This window comes from Paenibacillus sp. FSL M8-0142, from assembly GCF_038597315.1.
In the GTDB taxonomy this organism is placed as follows: domain Bacteria; phylum Bacillota; class Bacilli; order Paenibacillales; family Paenibacillaceae; genus Paenibacillus_AQ; species Paenibacillus_AQ lactis.
Map to the genome: position 1 here is coordinate 3456453 of NZ_CP152008.1, position 20552 is coordinate 3477004.

The window sequence follows — 20552 nt, forward strand, 5'->3', positions numbered from 1 at the left end:
ACCTCAATTGTTTATCCTTTTGCAGTCTAACGATGAAAGCTACCGTCACTCTATTACAGTGCTAATTTTTCCGTTGTTTTTAACAAGGTTACATTTACTTGAACTTTCGAAGCTGCCGCCAATCGGGCTTCAATATTCGGGGTTTCGTTGTAGATTGGCGGATATTGCATGGTTCCATAGTGAATAGGCACAAGTGTTTTGGCACCGAGAACTGTGGCTGCCGCGATTGCCTGCTCCGGAGTCAGGCAGATGGGTTGCCCGCTGGGCATCATCCCCGGCAATTCAAGCACTGCACCGTTGACAGGTAAAAATGCTGCGTCGAACGGCCCGTAATTTTGAGCAAAGCTCCACCAGTATCCATGCCAGAGAGTATCCCCGCAATGGATAACCTTACGTCCTGATCCTTCGACCAACCAAGCCACTTGGATGTCGCCAAGACCATCTACGGATGGTAGAGCTGTCGCCTTCACATCGCTACTAAGCTCGAAGGATGAGCGGACTGCGACGCCGTTTACGTTCGTCAATCCTAAAGCCCTAGCTGCACCTTCCAATCCGGCTGGCACATAGACCGGAATCGCAGCCCCGTAAGCCTCAATAATCCCAGCCGGATCGAAATGATCCTCATGCAGATGAGTAATTAATACGGCATCTGCTTTGCCGAAATAGCTGATCGGATACATGGGCTCACGAGCGCCCCCAAACTCTTCTAGAATGCGAGTAATTGGGTCGATTACAATCGCGATGTCGTCTGTTTCGATACGGATACCTGCCCAAGGCAATTTTTGAATGTTCACTTACAGTCCTCCTCTTTTATAACTGAATATCATTGTTTTTCCGGCTATCCTATCATCGTGTATCTTTGTTATAACCTGAATTAATATTTTTAGAGGTTATACGCAGCATCAAGCCGCCTTCGATGTTCATGCATGTTTAGTCAATTTATTCGTTTATTAGCTCCTAGTACATTTTTGCAGATATCGCCTCATCAAAGCATATGCAGACGGCCTCACACTCTGCACTTTCCATTATCTTAATGGCTTCATATGTGCTTTCGCTCAAGTCAAAGAATGGAAACAAACTTGAAATTTGTACTCATCCCAATCAACCCCCATGTATGAATTTATAAGCCAGCAGGCTATTTATAGTTTAGAAGCAATGCGATTTGCGGTCTTGTAAGATACAAACATCTTTTTGTACGATTTGCCCATCTGAAGATTTGCCGTAAAAAAGAAAAAACCACAACGAATTGTGGTAAGAGATTGGTTCATCATTTCCAACTATCAAGTTGACATCATGTATTCCTTGGGAGATAATCCAGTGATTCGTTTAAAATGGCGATTCATGTGACTTTGGTCGGTAAACCCGAGGATCGCTGCAATTTCCCCAATCGTATATTCGCGGTTCATCATTAGCATCTTGGCTTTCTCAATCCTGAGGTGAATGAAATATTGATATGGACTCAGTCCCGTCGTCTGTTTAAACATTCGAACCAAATGGGTCTGACTTAGATTGGCCACCGCAGCCAATTGTTCCAGAGAAATATCCTGATTATAATGGGTATGCATGTACTCTATAACTTTTGATAGTTGCTGATCCGATAATTTCCTGGAAACATAAAACTGTTGTTTGGGCTGAGCGAATATCTCCAACAGATGAAGGGCCAGCAGGTTGGATAGTGATTCTATGTATAACGTTCCCCTGGCTCCGTTACTATTGATTTCATCCACCAACCATTGACTCAACTGAACGAGCTTGGAGTCGTAAATAGATAGCTTATTGGTAAACTCATTCTGACCTTTAAATGTCATATCCGCTTGGGATGCAACTTGATGCACCAAAGAAGGAGACAACATCATGCCAATATAAGAAGCCTCTATTTTCTCCCATCGAAAGTAATCAAAATTGCCCGGTACGTAACAAGAGATTTCACCGGTTTTCATCACCCTCTCGTATTCACGCCCTTCGAAGAGCGTTAGAGTCTTTAGCGGCTGGGGTGATGTGTGCATGGTGATCAGATAATTCGGCATCGACTCTACATAGGCTTCCTGAGGAGCAACTTTATCCCATTTAGAAAGTTGGATGTTCTTCCACCCAAGATGTTCACTATTTAAAACAGGTTTGCTGTTAAACATATATCGAACCTTCATGGTATCCATCCACGTCCAAACCGTGCCGTCGCTATTCAATGCCATAGCGTCCCCCTTTTTTTAACCTCTGAAGGCCATCCCTGATATTTAAATTATATCGTATCACTCGTAATGTGGATACTCAGTAACCGCATTGAACTCCTCGAAACATCCATTTCACCAAACAAAAAATGTTTTCTGACAATTCGCTGAAATCTATGACCTGGGGCGCTTGATGCAGAGCTTAATCGGTGTTTTAGAGCTGAGAGAGTTGATTTATGTTAAAGTTGCAAATCACACAATTTCAACTGGAAATCTTCAGCGTTATCTCGACTGGAATAACACAAAGGATCCTTTCAATGTGATTTTAGGAATTACCAAATCTACTTTCCACAAAAGTGCTATTCGATGATAATCGCTCCTCCCTTCTCCTCATACCAACGGATCATTTTCCAGGAGCCGCTGATTCTAGCGATTTAATGATGTTCGGAATTTCTATTAAATCATCGCAAATTGCATCGGGCAGCGTCGAGAGAGCATCCTTTGCTTTAAGAATGGTGAACATTCCAAGTTCTTTGGCAGGAATGATATCTGCTTCGATGCTATCACCAACGAATACAGTACGTCTTCCGATTGATCTCAAATGCTTCAGAGCGATTTGAAAGATGGCATGATCAGGCTTCTTGATATTCACAGAACCGGAAGTAACAATGTCCGTGAAATAGGCATGAATGCCTAATGCGGATATTTTGTTTCGTTGGTAAAAATCTCGGCCGTTCGTGACGATTCCTAACTTATGCCCTTCCCTCTTTAACAAACTGAGCATTTCATGCAGCCCAGCATATCCGACACTATAATGATGAAACTTGTGGTTCAGATCCGCAAGCAGCTCATGATATAAGTTCCTGTCCAACTTGAAGAGCTCTGCTAACTTTCGGTACACCTCTTCCTTCGGTATGATCATATGATTAAGCTCAGAGAACTTTACGATAAATTCATTCCTATCCGGAATGAACATGTCCAAAGAATATTGTTCATATTGATAAGCAGCAAATTGAACGGACGACTGGTATTTATCTAGCAATGTTTGGTCAAGGTCAAAAACAACCGTATCAATGTTCCTCAACATGCGCCTCCCTTGCACTATACCCTTGCACTATAATCTCATATTACTATACCACATTTTGGAATCCCCCCTTCCATCCATCTTAAAACCATGAAAAAGGCCACCCAGAAATCAAATCTCTGGCTGACCTATATAATATTACTGGTTTGAAACCAGTCCATTTATTCTACTCGAATTGTTTGAAACGGCTTGCCGATCTGCCTTCACTACCTGCACGCTAGCCGCGAAGATACCGCCCTGTCAGCGAATGCTCTTCGCGCAACAGCTGCTCGGGAGTGCCTTCGAAAACAATGTCCCCCCCCTTCTTTCCTCCTTCTGGTCCCATGTCGATAATCCAGTCCGCCCTACGGATGACGTCAAGGTTGTGTTCGATTGCGATAACGGTGTTCCCGGCGTCCACTAACTGGTTCATGATCGCCAGCAGGTGGCTGATGTCCGACATATGCAGCCCGGTCGTCGGTTCATCCATCACATAGATGCTTCCCTGCTTATGTAGCTCACCAGCCAGTTTGATGCGCTGGCATTCGCCGCCGGACAGCGTACTGAGCGGCTGACCAAGCGTCAGATAGTCGAGGCCGACGTCGCTCATTGCCTGAAGCTTGCACACGATGTCAGCGTGGTTCTGATCGAAGAAGCATAGCGCCTCGCGTACCGTCATTGTCAATACTTCGGCGATCGATCGACCGTTCAGCATGTACTCCAACACTTCATCCTTGAAACGTTGACCGCCGCATGCTTCGCAAGGCAGTTTCACGTCATCAAGGTAAGCCAGGTCTGTGTATACAACGCCGAGCCCCTGACAGTTTTCACAGGCACCCTTGGAATTGAAGCTAAACAGTCCGACGTTCACTTTGTTCGCGGCGGCGAAGGCTTTGCGTATATCATCCATAATTCCTATATAGGTAGCCGGAACCGATCGGGTCGAGACACCGACTGCGGACTGATCGATCAAGATCGCGTCAGGATACTTTTGCATGAACACCCGATTGATCAACGTACTCTTTCCCGAGCCTGCGACGCCAGTAACGACGGTAACGACCCCTGTCGGGATGTCGACATTTACATTTTTCAGATTATGCAGCGTGGCGTCACGAATCGGCAATTGGCCTGTCGGCAGGCGCACATCGGTTTTGATCGGCAATGCCTGACTTAGGTGTTTGCCGGTTAGTGTATCCGCCTGCAACAAACCTGCATAGCTGCCTTCATAGACGATCGTCCCACCCCCGGAGCCAGCATGCGGACCGACATCGACAATGTGATCGGCGATCTTGATTACATCGGGATCGTGTTCGACGACAATCACCGTGTTCCCCTTGTCGCGCAGCTTACAGAGCAAGTCGTTAAGCCGATGAACGTCGCGGGGATGCAAGCCGACGCTTGGCTCGTCAAATATATACATCACATCAACGAGGCTGCCGCCGAGATGCTTGACCATCTTAACACGCTGCGATTCCCCGCCTGACAGCGTGTCAGTCGGGCGGTCAAGCGTCAGGTAATCCAGGCCAATATCCACCAAATACTGCAGCCGCTGCGTCAAGGTTCTCACGATGGGCAACGCGACAGGATCATCGATTTGCTGCAGCACGCCGATTAGTTGGCCGGCCTCCATCGCCGACAGCTCGGCAATATTGTACCCGCCGATCCGGCAGGCGAGCGCTTCTTGACTTAGGCGGGCGCCGCGGCAAAGATGGCATGGACCTTCCGAGATGTACGGAGCCACCATCTTCTGAGTGCGCTCGGACATCGTTTTTACATCGCGTTTAATATACTTGCGGGTGAACTTCTCAAAGATACCTTCGTAAGAGAAATTCATCGCTTTTCCGCCGACGTTCATTTCAATCTTACGCGACTTGCTGTACAGCAACTCCTCCATCTCGGCGTCACTAAAGTCGCTCAGCTTCTTATCCAGATCGAAGCTGCCGGTCTGCGCGATAATCGTCCATTCGTAGCTGTCGACGGCATATTCCGGCAGCCGAATCGCCCCTCCGCGAAGCGTCTTACTTCTGTCCAGTGCGGCGTCCGAATCAACAACGACCATCCTGCCCATCCCGTTACAGCTCGGGCACATCCCATGCGGATCATTGAAGGAGAACCGATTGACGTTGCCGATATGGGGACGGCCGACACGCGAGAATAAGAGCCGCAGTACCGGAGAGATGTCCGTCACCGTACCAAGCGTCGAATGCGAGCCTCCACCGAGCCGCTTCTGGTCAACGATGACCGCCATGTTTAGATTTTCTATCGCATCGGCTACCGGTTGAGGATAGCGTGGCAGAAAATTGCGTACGAAGAGGCTGAAATTCTCATTCAGGAGCCGCTGCGCTTCGCCGGCCAGTGTGTCGAATACAATCGACGACTTACCAGAGCCGGACACCCCTGTGAAGACCGATATTTTGCGTTTGGGAATGCGAAGCGACACATTCTTCAGATTGTTCTCTCGCGCACCGCTTATCTCTATATACTCCTGCTTCATGGCAGCCTCCTATTTTGATTTCATGAGATTGGGAGTACGTCCCTACAACGAGGAGTGGTTGAAGGAAGAGGAGCAATTCCCATTCCTGCTACCGTATTTGCCTCCTTAAATAAACATTGATCGTCAGCGGAGCAAAAATAGCAATCAACAGCAGGACGACACCGATGCCTGCCGCCAGTTGAGCTGCATTCGCCGTTCCGTGTAGCAGTCCTCGTGTGAGCGTAACAGCGATGCTGATTGGGTTCAAGTCGATCGCCACCTGCAACCAGCGCGGCATTGTCGAAGTATCGACAAGCACGTTGCTGGCAAATAGAAGCGGGTAAACAATCATCATGCTCGTACCCGACACGGTCTCTGGCCGCTTGGCCGCATTGCCGATGAGTGCAAAGACCCAACTAGTACCGAATGCAAATAAGAGGACATAAAGTGCAGCTGCCATGGTACCTTCGAGGCCGCCGTCCGGCCGAAATCCAAGCCCAAACCCCATCGTCAAGACAACGAGTAGTGCCACTGCATAGCGCAAGCTGTCTGCGATGATCGAGCCGAAAATGGCTGCGGGCTGCCAGAAAGGCAACGTACGAAACCGGTGGTAAACGCCTTTGGCGATATCCGTGCAGATTGTCGTACCACTGTACACCGTCATCGGCACCACCGTCAGCACCAGGATGCCAGGCAACAAATACTGAATATATTCCCAAGCGGAACCGGCAATCGCTCCGCCGAACAGAAAGGTGAATATGAGCAGCATAATGATTGGAGACAACACCGCTTCAACGGCAAGGCCGAAAATGTTATTACGCATGTGATGCAGCGTTCGCCGCATGAACAGTCCTGTCGCGGTCAAGCCGCCTGGACTTTGGCCTGGCTTTCGGGCACGAGATGCTTGTATGGAACTCATCGCGTCGCCTCCTTTCCGGTTGTGGCGGTCAAAGCGAAAAATACGTCGTCAAGGCTTGGATCACTCAAGGCGAAATCCTTGATCGCCGTTTGGTGCTCCATAAGCGTACTGATCGCAGCGTGTGCCAGCGAAGCTTCCCGAACCGCCGCTTTTACGGTCACCCCGTCTTCATCCGTATGGGCACTTAGCCCATGTTCGTCTGCAAACAGACGACAGATCTCATACGGATCGGTTTCTGCTGACAGACGGATCGTCAGTGTTTTGCCGCCGGTCGATGCTTTGAGCTGCTCCGGCGTGCCGGTGGCGATAACCCTTCCGTCTGCGATGAAACCGATCCGATCGGCCAACTGGTCTGCCTCTTCGAGATACTGCGTCGTTAACAGCACGGTTGTCCCCTTCTTCACCAGCAGGCGAATCGCCTCCCACAGCTCGCGCCGGCTCTGCGGATCGAGTCCGGTGGTTGGCTCGTCGAGGAACATCACCTCGGGCTGCGAGAGAATGCCGGCGGCGAGGTCCAGGCGCCGGCGCATGCCGCCGGAGTAGGTTCCGACGGTTCGATCACCTGCATCCCCCAGCCCGAATGATTCCAGCAACTCAGACGCCAGTACGACGGCTTCTTTATGCGAAAAGCCGTGGAGCCCGGCGAACAGCCTCAAGTTTTGCCGGCCGGTCAACGATTCGTCCAGCGCCGCATACTGGCCAGTAACGCTGATTCGCCTGCGTACATCGGCTGCTTCGGCGACAACATCGCTGCCGCAGATGTACGCCGTTCCCCCATCCGGACGCAGCAGGGTGGTTAACATGTGCAGCGTTGTTGTCTTCCCTGCTCCGTTTGGCCCAAGAAGCGCGAACAGCTCTCCTTGCCGAATCGCCAAATCCACCCCGCGCACAGCCTCATGCCCCCGGAATGATTTGCGTAAGCCTTTCGCTTCAATGGCGTACGTCATGGGCCCCTCCTCCAATCTCTTATAGAAACTCCCGTTTATGCTCGGCTGCCCAATCGGCGAACGTACGCGCCGGCCGCCCGAGCACCTGCTGGACCGTCGACAGCACCGTATATCCAGCCTCCGGCGGATTTTTCGCGATCTGCACGAAAAATTCGACGCTCTCCTCGTCATACCCCTGCTGCCGCCACTGCTGCCTTGCTTCTTCCTCTCTCAGTTCGACGAACGGGATTTCCTTGCCAATCGCTGCAGCGATGGTCCGTACTGCCTCCTTACGCGTAAGCGCTTCGGGTCCGGTGAGCGGATAGCTGCGTCCGTGATGTCCATCCTCAAGCAGGGCCAGGACCGCAACCTCCGCAATGTCTCCTTCGTGCACGCGCGCGCTGAGAGCATCTCCATAAAACTCCCGGACAACGCCTTCCGAACGGATCGTATCGCGCCAATCCACCAAGGCATTGGCCATAAATTCTGCAGGCTTCACCAGCGTCCATTGCATGCCGCTTGTTCTAAGTGCTGCCTCGACCGGCCCCTCTTCATAGCCGACCAGAACGACAACGCGCTTTACACCAGCCTCTTTCGCGAGCTCCACCATCTCCGGGTCCGTGTTAAGATCCGCGTTCGGTTCGTCACTTGAAGTGATCAGGAAGATTGCCTCTACCCCCTGCAATGCATCCTTCAGCGTACCCGGCTTCATCAAATCGCCTTCGGCGATCTGCACGCCGTCCGGCAGCTTCTTTCTCGCCCGCTCCGCATTTCTCGTTAATGCGCGCACGGATGCGCCTTGTTTCAACAGCAGCTCCGTCACATGCTGTCCAACCGTACCTGTTGCCCCTGTTACCAGAATCGTCATATCCGATCTCCTCCTCATGGTTTCGCGTAGTGTTGGCGAATGGCTTCGATATGCGCGATGACGTCGCGCCGAAGGTCTTCCGGCGATATGATGTCAACATTTGTCCCGTAGCTCGTGATGACCGACAATGCATACTCTTTTTTATAAAAGATCGTGCGAACTTCAACGCAATCGCCCTGATACGTGCATTCTCCCGGGAATTGCTCCAGTACGCGAGTACGTACCGCTAGGTCGAATCGAAGATGCGCATGAATCCCATGCACTTCTTCCTGTTCCGGCTCATCAAGTAGGGGCTGCGGTATAAACGTTTCTCCCATCACCTGGAGTTCCGTAATCCGCGAGATGCGGAAATACCGTTTCCCTCGGCGTGACCTGCAGTACCCTTCCAAATACCAGACACCTTTCTCCCAGAGCAAATTTCCCGGCTCCACGCTGCGCTCGGACGGTGTGCCGGATGCGCTCGTGTATGCCAGTCGAACGATGCGCGATTGCCGGATTGCCTGAAACAGCTGCCGAATCCTATCACGTTCGCTCTCCGATGCGCTCATGCTCAAAATAACCGCCTCGCGGTTGCTTTCGTTCGCCAGGCCCGGATGCAGGCTGACCAGCTTCCGCATCGCAGGCGCTACGGCGCCTCCCATCGAACCTTCCATCGCCTTCAAGAGCGTGTAGATGACCGACAGATCGTCGACTGAGAAGTGCTGCCTTGTCAAAAAATATCCGTCCATCAGCTCGAATCCGCCGTCTGCGCCGGTGAACGATGCGACCGGAATTCCGGCCAGATTGATTAACTCGACGTCACGATAAACCGTGCGCACCGATACTTCAAACTTGGCGGCTAGCTCCGTTGCGGTCACTCTTTTTTTGGCCATCAGCTCAAGCGTCATTCCAAGCAAACGCTCCAGTCTCACGGTGATCCTCTCCTCTGTCGATGAACTATTTCGGATCATCTAGCTATGATCCTACTTGACGAATTCTGACAACATGGTTGTCAGGATTAAATCGGCCGCAATTATTTTTACTTCAAGCGGCACCCGGATTATTGTTCTACCTCTCGGATCAAACGAATGTTGCAGGTAAAAGTTGAACAGCGGCAGTCACTAACTTCAGACTGCCGCTGCGGTATAAAACTAGTTATGATTGGATTCTAATATAAATTGGATAACATCCATCGCAAATCTTTCCGGTTCCTCAAAGTGAAGCAAATGACCACTTTCTTCATATACCTTTAAATGCCCGTTTCTGACGTCATTCACAAATGAATCAGTCTGCTCTTCGCAAATAATGGGGTCATGCCGGCCTTTGATCAAGAGTACAGGCAATGTCAGTTCTTTAAGCTTGGGAAGTAATGAATCGAATATCCGTCCTTCGGCAAAAATTTTCGAAACATGAATATTCGTCCTTCTTCCAAACTCTTCCCTCTCACGTTCCGAATATATCATCTTGGTGTAGTTGCTGCCACCGTTCGGAGTATAAACCTTCATTCTTAAATCTCCCAGTCCCTGACCTAGCTCAATAAAAGCATCCAAGATTTCTGGCGGCGTTTGAGCTCCGTTGGCGATGTCAATACAGGCTGCCATTTTTTCAGCATCGCCAATGCTTTCATACAGGCTTGCAGCTTTGCGCAGCCAGCTTCTGATTGATTTTATTAAATCAAATGATGGGCCTTCCAAGATCAAGGACGATACAGAGTTTGGATAATGGATAGCATAAAGCACCCCCAATAATCCGCCGAATGAATGCCCAAGAACCGCCCATTTTTGTATCCCCAGTTGTCTACGAAGCTGCTCGCAATCCTCCACCAAATCATAAATGGTTAAGGGTTCGTCTTCCTCGATTGCTTCGGATCGCCAAACGCCGCGTTGGTCCATACTAATTAGCCGAAGTTTTTCCGAGAGACGATCTGCCTGATGTATCATGAATTCATAACAGCTTTCTCCTGGTCCTCCGTGGAGGTACAAAAGCGGGGGAGATTCCTCGTTCCCGTGAATTTCGACATACAAGCTTTTCCCACGTATTTTGATGAAGGTACCCTTCAATGAAACCTCCTCTTCCTTCTATATAATGACCACCTGGCTGCTAGGACTGATCATTTTTATGCGAAGTTAAATCAGCTTCACCATTTTTTTACGGTGATGTGCTCTATCGGCAGCTACGGCAAGCTTCTTGAGGTTAGCTTTGCGCGTGTACTATTCTCGAAAGCCGCTTGAAAAAGTAGACTTTTCGATTTAATCCAACTCCGCAGCGGCAAACACCAGCACTCTCCCGTCGGTATTGATCACCTGCGTGCCGTTGTCCAGCTCCGCCATTGGCCGGTCCCAATGGACATGCCCGCAGCAAAGAAGCAACGGAGGCCCAGCCGAAAGCTCTCGCCGGATTCCGGCATGGCCGGGAAGCCCGAATGCAGGCACATCCGGACCCTGATGCAGCATAAGCACATCCGGATTGCGTCGGAGCAGTTTTTGTAGCTCGCCTATGTACTCTTCCTCCGACATCCGATTCGGCTTGCCCGCTCTTCCTGTCACACCGCCCAGCCCGGCAACCCGCTATGCAGCGCCGTTCTAGGCTCGTCATAAAAATCAATACCCGGGGCTGCAGCAAGCCTTGCTTTCCCTTCTGCCGTAACCATATCGTGATTTCCCGCTACGCCAAGCACGGTGCCGAAATGCGAGCGAAAGGCTTCCCACACCGGAAGCGGATCGCCGCTTGAACCTCTTTGAGCCGGGTCGCCGTACAGGTCACCACACAGAAGCACGACGATACGTTCAGGATCACACTGGGGACAATAGCTTTCCAGCAGCAAGGCCAGCATTTCGGGCAGCTCCTCGCCGATCAGCCGCGAGCTATGCATTTCATCAGCAGATAAGTGTCCTGCGACGCCTTGCAGATCCGAAGCTAGGATTAGTGCGTCTACTTCATCCGGAAGCCCAAGCATCCCTCCAAAATAAACCGGTAAATATCCATAGATGACCCCTCTGCTCCCTGGAGCGGCTGCCGTATAAGGCAGCTGCTCGACCGGCTCCTCCGCGATGCTGACCACGTTCAGCCGAGCCTCCCCTTTGCGACGTGATTTCATTGCAGCCTCAACTCCTGATTTTACGCTTTACCCAATGGTGGAAACGACGTTACCATCTTGGTCCTTGATATGGGTTTTAACGACTTGAATGATACATCCTTTATAAGCAGTCAACTCGATTCTGTCTTCCTTCGGAAGCAGTTTTCGCGAGAGCTCGTCCGCAGTCGCTTCATCCAGCCTGAGCCGTACTTCTTGCTCTCCTGCTTCGTAGCCGGTTTCCGCACCAGGCTCCAACACAACTCTCAAGTCTTGGCTTGCCAATGTCAAGTCCTTTCCTTTCAGAAGCCTTCCGCGAAGCAGCTTGCCGACCGTTCCCGCTTGCTTTGCCCCCAAGGTGAGCACGGTCGGCGTCTTGCTAAACAGCCGGCTTTTGCCGGGCTCCCAAGCCAATTGATCCACAAATAAAAATCCGGTATTCGAACCTTCCTGCTCCAAACCTCTTTGGACTGTTTCCGCTATGGAAGGGATCCGCAAGAGGGAGTCTCGGGACAAATCGGTGATATACCCGGGAAGGTTCGTTTGGCTGGCACCCAATACGCCCGAAGTACTCCACGTTTTCATCGCCTCGAGCTCATCCTCCGTAATTCCAACCATTTGCAAAAACTCAACTTTTCCGTTAGGCGTAACGACGCTAGGGAGCTCAGGATCTTCTACGAAGGCAAGCGCGGTTAACTGAGTATCGCTTCCTAAACAAATCGGACCGTTGGCATCCAAGTAATCGCCGGAGGCGAAAACGTTCCCGCTGCTAAAAACATACCGTCCCATGTTCTGAAGCAGGTTCAGCGCCCACATCGGCGGCTCTTCCTCGTCTTCCGTGCGCGCCACCCGAAACGTAAGTTCAAATCCATATCCGCTATACTCCTTATTTTCCGACTCTTTCTCATAAAGCTCGGAAAAGCCGAACGTCACGATATGCCAATGCGGCAGCGGGTTCTCCGCTTTGTAGGCGCTCAGACCGTCCAGCGGATCCTTACCACCCAACATATAAGGAATCACCGTACCGTAGTGCTTAGGCTCCTGGGCCCCATATAGCTTTTTCATTTGCTCTTCAATTGCATCCCAGCCGGTTGTAACTGCTTCTTCGTTCATCTTGTTCCCTCCATTTTGTATTTACCCTGGTCAGGGCAGCTTTCGTTGCGGCTTCTTCAGTGGTCGAGGCTTCCAGGCCACCAGAAATCCAGCTTCTCCGCATAATTGATTTATCTGGTCAAGATGCGTTGTCTCCACTTCCCACAGCCAATGTTCCTTTCCGATATTCGTTAGCTTGCCATGTTCCCGACTGCCCGTAATCCATACTCCCAGCTTTACTCCGCCGATTTCGATATGTAAATGGCGACTGTTCACCAGGTTGCATGGGTAAACCATCCGCAGCAATTCCCCTGAATACCGCCCCTTACCCTTATACAGTCCCGGAGTCTCTTTGCTAAATGCGAAACCGTTCTCGTACGGGAACAGCGTCACCCCGCTATTCCCTGCCGCATAAAGATATGCGTTAGTCATTTTTTCCGTGGAATAGACAATCCCGTAAGCAAAGCGGGGAAACCGCTTCGCCAAGCTTTTAAGCCACGCTGTGAGCGAGGCGTAAGCTTCTTCAAGTGAACATTCACAAAATGCGGTAAGATGAGGAAAACTTCCGAATTCACCGGTTTGCCTGCTGAATGCGGCATGCCAAGGAACCGAGCCTTTTCGCTCGTGATAGAGCCAGAACGCATCGCATTCTCCTCTTAACACGTTCTCTCTTAAACGATCCGGGGAAATCTCGAACAGATCGTGATCTCCTTCATGATCACCGTTGCTTAATAGTCTATAATACGTGGCAGAGTTCACGCTGACGCCGATTGCCTCAAAAAAAGACAGCCCGATCTCGAGTGCCTCGGGCGCTGTTATTTTCTCCGTATCGTAAATCGCGATGCCCGTACTCAAAGCAACCACCTCCGTATTTGCCGCAATTGTGAAAAGTTATGTAGTATGTATTTCGATATAAGGCTCTATGCAGCCCATAGTTTCTCATTGATAAACGTGCAAAGGCAATTGTCATTATCTTTATGTATGTCGGATTCAACGAATTGACCCATGATCGAATAATCATTAGGAATTCCGAGCGAATTACATGATAAACCCTCCTCATCCGTTTTGGTTATTGCTGTCTTCGTGCTTATTCTCTCGTTTACACCCTAGGCCAAAACATTAGGCTCAACTGGCTTGCTGAGCCAGTGCTCGTCGGTTTGCACATGATTTTTCCGGACAAACTTGGCGACCGAGCGCTTGAAGTCCTCATAAGGAAATTCTGAGGCGAGCCGTACCACGTAGCCCTCCTGCTCTCCGCCGCATCGGGACTGCTTCGTGTAGCACTGCTTGGCGGCTTCCTCGCTCCACACTCCGCGGTACAGAACCGGAACAAGCGGAATCCCCAATTTCTCCGCCCATGCTTCGGTTTCATCCCAGGAAAGACAGATATTGCGGTCGTTCCAAACCGAGAAGAGCATGAAATAGCCGGGCAAGGATGTATACAGCAGCGAATGCTTGGCATATACGTTCTCCCCGCAAAGCCGGTACCCTTCCGGAATCATATACCGGATTCCTCCGTGCAGCGTCTTCACATAGTGCCGGGAAGAGTGGTCTTTACTGTCGAGTGACCTCGCGTGAATGAAGTCCGAGTACATCGTTGTGTTCTCTCCATCCATTTTCTCGGTTATGACAACCTCTTGTCCGGCAAAATGGTCCGTGCTCCGCAAAATTTTATCATCGTCCGTATAGCTTCTGGACCACGGCAAATGCATTGTTTTCGGATATTTCACTTTATTCATCTCATCACCTCTATTTGGCGAACGTGTCCGCTTCCGCGAAGAAATACAGCTCTGCCAGCATCCGGCCGCCAAGCAGATGGTAGATCTTGGAGGCCCCGGCATCACCGCCGTGCAGAATCTCCATATGGAAGCTCACCATGTTCACCACATGTAAAATAAAATCATCGCCATACCCCAGTTCCTTCAGAACATGGCAGGCGATCCCTGCGGATACATGCTCGTGTCCAAAATATGAGTAATATCCCCGGTTCGGCTTCCATACCTTGCAAAGGGGTTTGCCTGTATCGTGAAACAAAGCCGCCAGCTGCATCTCAAGCATATGCTCCCCTTCGTAAAACGCATGGATATACTCCAGAACGGCATGCGTATGCTCGGACAAGGTTTTGGAATGATAGGGATTTTCCTGGTCATATCCCAGCATCACGCTGAAATAAGGAGAATGGCGCAAGTAAGCAAACAGCTCGTCATGACCCGGCTTCCGTTCAAGAAGCTGCTCCAGCTCGGCCCGCTCAAGTCCGACATCTGCCGGCGTATGGACGATATGCAGCTGATTGAAGCCTTCGGCAAGCAAGGGAAACTCGAAGTTTTTGGCATACTTCTCAAGGACCTTGTCCTCGATTTTACGCTTTCTCGCCTGCACCCGTTCCCTGGCCAATTCGTAGGGCGTGTTACAGACATGGCATTCCACCGGAACCTTGTTAAATCGCTTCAGGAATTGAACTCTTCGGTTGCGGGCAACATTGGTAGCGTCAAACACGACGTTTCTCCCGGACGCAAGCGCCTGCTCAATCTCGGCAAAAGCTTCATCAAAAATCCGGTAGGTGTTCTTCTGCCGTGTCTCGCTTCCGAACAGCTTTTCCCGGATGGCGTCCGTCGCTACAAGTACGGCTCTTTCCCGTTTGCAGCATTCTTTCGCGTATTGGCTTTTACCGCTGCCGGGAATGCCGGCCAGCATATGAATGGTGTTCATCTTCATCACCTCCTTTCCGTGTGCTGAATGATAGTAAATCAACCATTTCCGCCCAAAAATACAGGCAGCCCTCCACATGAAAACAAAAAAAATCGGCGAATGAAAGGATACAACACATTCATTCGCCGATTGAACAAAAATAGAGGGGCTTGCTATCCCGCAAAATTTACGTGTCTATTCCTTCTGCATTGGTGCAGTTTTCATTTCATTCAATTGTTATCGCACTCCGGACCAAATTGAATCTTCTTACCAGCGCAATGGCTCCTGATCCCGCCACAGCACCCAGCGATCCGTCTCTATAACATTTGCGGTTCCAATGCTGTATTCGCTTTTTTGGCCGCTATCCAGCTTCAGTAGATGGAGCATGCCCCCATATGTGCCGACAGCCAGCATCGATTCATCCGCGAAAGCAGTCATGCCAAATATGGTGCTGCCGACGAAATACCGCCAGATCTCTCGGCCATCTCTATCGATATACTTAAGATAGCCGTAGGCATCTCCGAGGATGAATCCATCTTTCAGCGAGGCAGCCGCGTACACCCGCATTTCTTCATTCATCATAGGCCATTCCTTCTCGATATCGCCGTAGCTCTCCTGTCCGTCCTCCGTCAGCGGCACTTTGAACGTCGCCCCGTTGTAAAAATGGCACGCATTATACCATACCTCGCGGCTATCCTTCGAAAACCGCGCGAAGTGCGGATAGCTTGACGCCGGTTCAAATGCATGTACCTCTCCGCTTTGCAGGTCCTTCAAAAAATGCGAACTGGATTGCGAGCCGTAAGCCAGCCACCGGCCATCAGGAGAAACATCTCCGTGAGCCATATCCACAATCGTATCCTCTTCCTCGTACTCGATGAGATCCGCATGTTCAGGATTAAGCAGTTCGACCCCGCCCTCGTGATCTACCAAATAAATGCCGTATCCGCAAACGAGCAGCAGCTTTCTTCCCCCGTCAAAAGGGATCAGCTCATCGACCACATATTCGGGGTGCTCCACATCGGCAAGGGATTCGAGGTTCGGAAGCGCCAATTTCAGCTTGCTCTGCACTTCCTCCCACGGATACACGGCAACCTGCGCTCCATCCGAATCGGCGGTCATCCCTTCGACAACCCGAATGCCTTCTTCATTGACAAGCGCCACATATGCGCCATCCCGTGAGCCTCCGGAAAAGTTTGCATCCGGTACCGTGGTCAGCTGCTCCCCATGCGCCAAATAAAGCGTCCCGCGTGTTCTCTGGCCGCCGGCATGGACCAGCAAGCTCCCATCCCGTAAAAAGGTCAACGGGTCTATCGGCTGCAGCCGATCTCCAAACTCGGACGTGATCGGCCAAGATGCCGGCGGAATTTCCTCGCGCAGCCTCTTTGTTTCCCCAGCCTGATTGGCGCCCTGAATCATGCGAAGAATATCCCCGGCAATGCTTCTGCGCTGATCATCCTCAGGGGGCTGCAGCTCTTCTGGCCAACCGTTCTCCATGCCGATGCGCACATATTCGTTGATCTCGGAAGCGTATCTCTTTCCTTCTGTCCGCCAACGCTGTGCTATCTCTGTGTTCAACCAATTCATATCCAATCGTCTCCCTATGTACATCATGAAGCTGTGTTCATGCCGCAGCATTATGACCATCTTTTCATGATACACTGGAAAAGCAAGGAAGCGGTAGGTACAAAGTATTCAGAATGGCGGGAGATCCTACATACGCATGAACGGATAAGGAATGGGTCGATCGGGTAAGTCAGCGCCTAAGGGGAATCCCTTGTATTTTTGTGACTGTACTCTAACAATTCCTCCTCCAACCCTCCATCTGGGATAAGCATTAAACACGGCCACCCAATTGATAATTGAGTATAAAGTCCTAAGAATGAAATGCTCTCCAGAACTCACCCTCGGTATTGATGATGTTCATGATCTGAGTGAATGGAATCGTGAATGTCGGAAAACCAGCGGCATAAGGAGCGATCTCATAGGGGGCAAACACAAGATGCAGCGCGTCCTCGGTTACGTAAAAGGGCTGATTCGGCGCAATTCCCTTATAGCTATCCGGAAATACATACGAATACTGCGGATCCTCTTGAATCTGCTTGCCAACGATGCGGCTGAGCTCCTTCACATAATCGCTGCCCGGCTTAAACAAATCCTTCAATTCATAGATCCTCCCATTGTCAAGATTGATCGCGGCAAACACTTTGGAAGGCATGCCATGAGCGGCACCGAAGGGATAGTTGTATCCGGTGAGCTCCAGTTCAAGAAGCTGGTGCTTGTAGAAAATAACGTCAAAATCACCCGTGTACGAGTAATCCAGCTGTTGGTTCGGAGGAATGTACTTCACCTGCGACATGTCTTTAAGCTTCGTATTCAACGTTTGCTGAGCTGCTTGATCCCTCATACCTTCGAGCTGTGGATAATAGACTAAGTAATCCGGATTGGGTTTATACTTCTCTTCCCTAACCTGATAAGGCGGGTTCAGGGGAATTACCGTGTTCTGTCTCCATATGACGTGACCTGACCGGTCCAGGTAAGACAAGCGCTGATCGACCAATGCCTTAATTAGCCCTCCGGGTTCCAGCGTGAGCGAACCGCTGCCGTCCACTCGAGGATATCCTGGGGCGGGGTGTCCTGTACGGTCAATGAAATACGTCTGCTTCCCGTCATAAACCGAAGCCAAGCCGTGCTGGTAGTCCGAGACATCACGATACATAAATTCAGAAAGTCTCTTCCCTTCCCAATCTGCAATGGCATAGATCGAACCAATATACGGCTGTTCGGGATCAACTGCACGCCCAAGCGCAAACCGTTCTTCATTCAAATCCCGAATATCGTTATACTCCGGCTGGATGATCCATTTACCTTGTGAATCAATGACCCCGTACTTCCACCTGTAATCCTCCGCCGTGTTCACGATCGCTCTGCCTTGATGAAACGGGAATGCCGAGGTGTACGTCGGCGATATAACGATATTCCCCTGCTCGTTGATGTAACCATATTTGCCATTTGGATCCTGCTGAAAAGCCAGCAGCCCATCGCCAAGCGGTCCGACATAGGCAAATGGATAGTCGGCCAATCGCCGGCCATGGGGATCTATGAGGGCGTAATGGTTGTCTTTTATCTTCACAACGGCTTTCCCATCGGCAAAATCATTTGCTTCCTCGAATTGGGCAGGTATCACCTCCCGACCTTCTGCATCAAGATATCCGTATCGGCTGGCCGCTCCATTACCGCTGCCCTGATCGGTTACATAATAAACCGCCCTGCCTTCCTTCAGTACCGAAATGTACGGATATGCTCGTCGTGTCAGCACATTTCCCTGTTCGTCAATCATTTTAAATCCCTGATGATCGATCACAATCGCCCGATGCTCCGAGAACGGACTAATGGACTGATATATGGGTGCCACTACATAACGTTCAGATCTGTCAATAAGACCATAGTTGCCGTGCATCCCTACGATGGCAAGTCCATTATCCTGAAAATCCTGTGCATCCTCATACTTTGGTTGTATGATTAATTTTCCGCTGCGATCAATATATCCCCACTTGGTTCCACTCGTGGTCTTTACGGAAGCCGGAAATAATCCGACCGGCTGCCGGGGCTCCCACCTGCCGGCCAGCATTTGCTTGATCCGGCTCTCAAGCTCTAACAGCGTTTCGCGCATAGGGTAAGGCTCCGGGAAACGGAGTGCCATGCGAACCGACGCCAAAGCTGCCTCGGGCATCCCCGCCCGATATTGGGCATCCGCCAAGTAATACCAATAGAAGGAATAATCCGGATGTTTTTGCGTCAGCCTCTCGTAGTATCTTACGACAACAGGAAAGTAATGAGGGTAAACATCCGGCGCGGTCACAAACCTTCCTTGGCTCCACCTGACGACTTCGACTCGATAGGCTTCGCCCGTATCGTGTATCCATAACACAATTTCAGCTTGGCCATCAGGTCCCGAACCTCCCGGGATATCCAACACATCGATATAGCTGTAACTCATTTCAGGAGGTGCGATATCCTTAAGTCCCTCCGATGTCCAGTCGTAAATTGATAATTTGGACCAGATGGAGCCAACCTGCCAGCCAACGATAATTTGGTTCTTGCCGGGAGCCATCACAGGGACCGCACCTAATAAAGTGACCGCATACCCCTGCCCCATGATATTGGCCATGACCTCATAGCCGACATTGCGGTATTGCAGCACAAACAGATAAAGCTCATCATTCCATCGATATACACCGGCTATTTCGGGAATCCGATCTCCCGTGATGTCGGCAGCGATAACTGCCGCATGCTCCATAGGCTTTCCAATGGTGACAAGCTCAGCACCATGGGGCAGATAGGCTTTAGCGATTTGCGCCAGCTGCTGATCGTTAACGGTCATTTGGGTATCCTCCCTTGCTCAGAAGCAGTCTCGCCTAATCGTATGCTGACGATGGTCAAATATGCCCTCATGGGAGTAGTGACATAATCCCAGTTCTTTCTTAGTTTGCAGCCGACCCTTTTCTGCGATAGTTCGCCGGGCCGACGCCGTAACGTTTGCGGAACAGTGCGGCAAAATGATTGTAACTCTGAAAGCCAACATCGACTGCCGCCTCACTTGCCGTGCGGCCGGCGTGGGTCATGAGCAGCGCAGCTTGCTCAAGACGCATGCCATTCAACGTTTCCAGGATCGTCTGTCCGGTCTCTGCTTTGAACAAGTGAGATAGCCTAGAAGCTGACAACCTCACCGCAGCTGCGAGCTCATCGATGGTCAGAGGCTCCTGCATCCGAACGGATAGAATGCGCAGCACCTGGCTAACCCTTGGGTCATGCCGATCTGCAAGCTGCTCGGCGACAAGCAGGAGCACGCTGCTCAGTTGATTCTCGCACAGCTCCTGCCACAGCTTCCCGCGATCGCGGAAATCATGCAGCAGCGTCCGGAATATCCGCAGCACGCGTCGCTGCATGGTGCCGTTCGGCATTTTGCAGACCGATACTTCGTCATCGGGCAGCAGCGTTGTCTCCGGCAGCCGCTGGAAGTGCGCCCACATGAAATGCCATATCCCGCCCGACGTCGTCCCGTACGTGTGGGGCACTCCTCTGCGTATGACTGCGACATCACCCGGGCCGCATGTTTTCTCACCCGCGGGGGTTCGCACATACCCTCCCCCTTCGATCGTGTAAAAGATGAGCCAGTCATCGATTCCGTTCGAGCGCGTCATCGAATATTCTTCGTTCTCCCGGAAATGACCAATCAATATCCCCCCGTCTTTAGCTCCATTTTGCTGTTGGTTTTCAACCAATGCGTTCTCCTCCCATAAGAA

Annotated in this window: 18 protein-coding genes; all 18 read right to left on the reverse strand. The window is 50.9% G+C overall.

What is annotated here, in order from left to right:
- Positions 1 to 53: 53 nt before the first annotated feature.
- Positions 54 to 794, reverse strand: coding sequence for an MBL fold metallo-hydrolase (locus tag NSQ46_RS16025; protein WP_028404244.1), 741 nt, complete (start codon positions 792 to 794; stop codon positions 54 to 56).
- Positions 795 to 1280: 486 nt separating this feature from the next.
- Positions 1281 to 2192: an AraC family transcriptional regulator gene (locus NSQ46_RS16030; protein WP_342573936.1), complete on the reverse strand. Its 912-nt coding sequence runs from the start codon at positions 2190 to 2192 to the stop codon at positions 1281 to 1283.
- A gap of 379 nt (positions 2193 to 2571) precedes the next feature.
- Positions 2572 to 3255, reverse strand: a complete 684-nt coding sequence (locus NSQ46_RS16035; protein ID WP_251534990.1) for an HAD family hydrolase — start codon at positions 3253 to 3255, stop codon at positions 2572 to 2574.
- Between the two features lie 214 nt (positions 3256 to 3469).
- Positions 3470 to 5725 carry an excinuclease ABC subunit UvrA gene (locus NSQ46_RS16040; RefSeq protein ID WP_342573941.1) on the reverse strand — a complete coding sequence of 752 codons (2256 nt, stop codon included), beginning with the start codon at positions 5723 to 5725 and terminating at the stop codon, positions 3470 to 3472.
- Between the two features lie 88 nt (positions 5726 to 5813).
- Entirely contained in the window at positions 5814 to 6623 is an 810-nt protein-coding gene (locus tag NSQ46_RS16045; RefSeq protein WP_251534993.1) for an ABC transporter permease, read from the reverse strand.
- Entirely contained in the window at positions 6620 to 7570 is a 951-nt protein-coding gene (locus tag NSQ46_RS16050; protein WP_251534995.1) for an ATP-binding cassette domain-containing protein, read from the reverse strand. Before NSQ46_RS16050 ends, NSQ46_RS16045 begins: the two co-directional genes overlap by 4 nt.
- A 19-nt stretch (positions 7571 to 7589) precedes the next feature.
- Positions 7590 to 8417: an NAD(P)H-binding protein gene (locus NSQ46_RS16055; protein WP_251534997.1), complete on the reverse strand. Its 828-nt coding sequence runs from the start codon at positions 8415 to 8417 to the stop codon at positions 7590 to 7592.
- A 14-nt stretch (positions 8418 to 8431) separates the two neighbouring features.
- The gene (locus tag NSQ46_RS16060; RefSeq protein ID WP_251534999.1) at positions 8432 to 9328 is read right to left on the reverse strand and encodes a YafY family protein; all 897 of its coding nucleotides are present in this window, start codon (positions 9326 to 9328) and stop codon (positions 8432 to 8434) included.
- 219 nt (positions 9329 to 9547) lie between these two features.
- Positions 9548 to 10456 carry an alpha/beta hydrolase gene (locus tag NSQ46_RS16065; protein ID WP_342573947.1) on the reverse strand — a complete coding sequence of 303 codons (909 nt, stop codon included), beginning with the start codon at positions 10454 to 10456 and terminating at the stop codon, positions 9548 to 9550.
- Positions 10457 to 10645: 189 nt separating this feature from the next.
- Complete coding sequence (locus NSQ46_RS16070) at positions 10646 to 10942, reverse strand: metallophosphoesterase family protein (protein ID WP_251535001.1); 297 nt, start codon at positions 10940 to 10942, stop codon at positions 10646 to 10648.
- Positions 10939 to 11493 carry a hypothetical protein gene (locus NSQ46_RS16075; RefSeq protein WP_341033485.1) on the reverse strand — a complete coding sequence of 185 codons (555 nt, stop codon included), beginning with the start codon at positions 11491 to 11493 and terminating at the stop codon, positions 10939 to 10941. The genes NSQ46_RS16070 and NSQ46_RS16075 overlap by 4 nt, the downstream gene beginning before the upstream one ends.
- A 27-nt stretch (positions 11494 to 11520) precedes the next feature.
- On the reverse strand, positions 11521 to 12582 hold the full coding sequence (locus NSQ46_RS16080; protein WP_341033486.1) for a suppressor of fused domain protein: 1062 nt from the start codon (positions 12580 to 12582) through the stop codon (positions 11521 to 11523).
- Between the two features lie 30 nt (positions 12583 to 12612).
- The gene (locus NSQ46_RS16085) at positions 12613 to 13416 is read right to left on the reverse strand and encodes a hypothetical protein (protein WP_144868462.1); all 804 of its coding nucleotides are present in this window, start codon (positions 13414 to 13416) and stop codon (positions 12613 to 12615) included.
- Positions 13417 to 13667: 251 nt separating this feature from the next.
- Positions 13668 to 14300, reverse strand: a complete 633-nt coding sequence (locus NSQ46_RS16090; protein WP_007131293.1) for an RNA ligase family protein — start codon at positions 14298 to 14300, stop codon at positions 13668 to 13670.
- A 10-nt stretch (positions 14301 to 14310) separates the two neighbouring features.
- The gene (locus tag NSQ46_RS16095) at positions 14311 to 15270 is read right to left on the reverse strand and encodes an AAA family ATPase (RefSeq protein ID WP_144878926.1); all 960 of its coding nucleotides are present in this window, start codon (positions 15268 to 15270) and stop codon (positions 14311 to 14313) included.
- Positions 15271 to 15516: 246 nt separating this feature from the next.
- Positions 15517 to 16833 (reverse strand): hypothetical protein, encoded by a 1317-nt coding sequence (locus NSQ46_RS16100; RefSeq protein WP_144878925.1) that lies wholly within the window; start codon positions 16831 to 16833, stop codon positions 15517 to 15519.
- Positions 16834 to 17122: 289 nt separating this feature from the next.
- Positions 17123 to 19630: a WG repeat-containing protein gene (locus NSQ46_RS16105; protein WP_341342015.1), complete on the reverse strand. Its 2508-nt coding sequence runs from the start codon at positions 19628 to 19630 to the stop codon at positions 17123 to 17125.
- Positions 19631 to 19730: 100 nt separating this feature from the next.
- Positions 19731 to 20531, reverse strand: a complete 801-nt coding sequence (locus NSQ46_RS16110) for a helix-turn-helix domain-containing protein (RefSeq protein ID WP_144868452.1) — start codon at positions 20529 to 20531, stop codon at positions 19731 to 19733.
- Between the last annotated feature and the right edge of the window lie 21 nt (positions 20532 to 20552).

Excerpts from the sequence above, each read along its gene's own strand:
- NSQ46_RS16030 (WP_342573936.1), bottom strand. The coding sequence starts at position 2,192 with ATGGCATTGAATAGCGACGGCACGGTTTGGACGTGGATGGATACCATG.
- NSQ46_RS16105 (WP_341342015.1), bottom strand. The coding sequence starts at position 19,630 with ATGACCGTTAACGATCAGCAGCTGGCGCAAATCGCTAAAGCCTATCTG.
- NSQ46_RS16080 (WP_341033486.1), bottom strand. The coding sequence starts at position 12,582 with ATGAACGAAGAAGCAGTTACAACCGGCTGGGATGCAATTGAAGAGCAA.
- NSQ46_RS16050 (WP_251534995.1), bottom strand. The coding sequence starts at position 7,570 with ATGACGTACGCCATTGAAGCGAAAGGCTTACGCAAATCATTCCGGGGG.
- NSQ46_RS16035 (WP_251534990.1), bottom strand. The coding sequence starts at position 3,255 with ATGTTGAGGAACATTGATACGGTTGTTTTTGACCTTGACCAAACATTG.
- NSQ46_RS16100 (WP_144878925.1), bottom strand. The coding sequence starts at position 16,833 with ATGAATTGGTTGAACACAGAGATAGCACAGCGTTGGCGGACAGAAGGA.
- NSQ46_RS16075 (WP_341033485.1), bottom strand. The coding sequence starts at position 11,493 with ATGAAATCACGTCGCAAAGGGGAGGCTCGGCTGAACGTGGTCAGCATC.
- NSQ46_RS16040 (WP_342573941.1), bottom strand. The coding sequence starts at position 5,725 with ATGAAGCAGGAGTATATAGAGATAAGCGGTGCGCGAGAGAACAATCTG.
- NSQ46_RS16090 (WP_007131293.1), bottom strand. The coding sequence starts at position 14,300 with ATGAATAAAGTGAAATATCCGAAAACAATGCATTTGCCGTGGTCCAGA.
- NSQ46_RS16055 (WP_251534997.1), bottom strand. The coding sequence starts at position 8,417 with ATGACGATTCTGGTAACAGGGGCAACAGGTACGGTTGGACAGCATGTG.
- NSQ46_RS16095 (WP_144878926.1), bottom strand. The coding sequence starts at position 15,270 with ATGAACACCATTCATATGCTGGCCGGCATTCCCGGCAGCGGTAAAAGC.
- NSQ46_RS16045 (WP_251534993.1), bottom strand. The coding sequence starts at position 6,623 with ATGAGTTCCATACAAGCATCTCGTGCCCGAAAGCCAGGCCAAAGTCCA.